This is a genomic window from Pseudomonas sp. LAM2023, from assembly GCF_016620375.1.
Classification (GTDB): domain Bacteria; phylum Pseudomonadota; class Gammaproteobacteria; order Pseudomonadales; family Pseudomonadaceae; genus Aquipseudomonas; species Aquipseudomonas anuradhapurensis.
Window position 1 is genome coordinate 1 of record NZ_JAENHV010000018.1, and the last position, 1,211, is coordinate 1,211.

The 1,211-nt window shown below is 63.0% G+C and carries 1 protein-coding gene; it reads right to left on the reverse strand.

Features of this window, described 5'->3' with window-relative positions; translation table 11 throughout:
• The coding region (locus JKP78_RS12490) for a DUF6531 domain-containing protein (RefSeq protein WP_200626765.1) at nucleotides 1-1,211 on the reverse strand (1,211 nt) is incomplete at both ends.

A 1,211-nucleotide genomic window follows, 5' to 3' on the forward strand; every position in this document is an offset into this window, starting at 1 on the left:
CGCTCATCCGGATAGCGCACGCGGTACAGGTGGCCGAGGATGTCGTAGTAGTACCAGGTCTCCTGGCCGTGGGCGTCGGTGACGTAGGTCAGGCGAATGTTCTCGTCCCATTCCAGGCGCGTGTCGTAACTGCCGTCATCGGCCCATTCACGAGTGGCCTTGGCGTCGAAGGCGCTACCATCCCACTGCAGGTTCATGCCGCGACCGGTGCGGTCGGTGTAACGGGTAACCAGGTGATTCTGGTACTGGTAGTGCCAGGCAGCACCGTGCTCATCCTGGGCCGCAACGAGGTCGCCCTGACTGTCGTAGTGGTAGGCGCACAGCTGACGCAGCGGCTGGCCGTCGCGCATTTCCCACAGGCCAGTGATCTGGCCGTGGTCATCGATCAAGGTGCCCAGGTGGCGCAATACGTCCTTCACATCGCCCTGGAAGGTGATGATGTCCGACAGCACCGGATGCCCCTCGTGATGATGCTCGTAGTGCAGCATGCAACCGGCATCGTTCTGCAGCAGGACCTTGCGCAGGTAATAGCGGTCGCCCACGCGCAGGTAATACTCCTTGCGCACGAAACCACGGCAGATCACCAGCTCATCGTCGCTGCTGCGTACCAGCAGCAGGTCCTCGATGGCGTTGAACTGCGACTTGCCGACCTTGGGCAACTCGAATTCATGGCTGCGGCCATCGAAGTCATGGAACAGCAGGCCGTTGCCCACCACGTCGATGCGGGTGGTGAATTCGGTGACCCAACGAGCCCCCAGGCAACCCTGGTCATACTCGGCCAGGCGGGAGTGATAGATGCGCTGCCAATCGATCGGGAATGCGCCGGGCAGGCTGAAATCCGTATGGATGATGAATTCGGAACCCAGGGCAAAACTGATGCTGCGCCCGGTGGTGGACTTCGGCGTCGGCCTGGGGATCGGGCAGCCAGGCTCTACAGGGCTTGGTGTTTGAGTGGCCTTGGCCTGGGCACTGCTGACCGCCAACTCGCCCTTGCCCTTCTCCCGCTGCACCTGCGTCACGGTCCCCGGCTTGCTCACCCCCGGCTGCCCGTTCCTGTTGCGCTTGCGAAAGCCCTTCACCGCCCCGCTCAGTACATTCAGCATCCAGCCGATGCTCATCTGCGTGCCCGGGTCCGCCAGCTTGTTCAACTGCCGCGCCATCTCCGGCCCCAGCGCGCGCAGTTGCCCGGTGTTGGCCAGCACCTTGGTCTT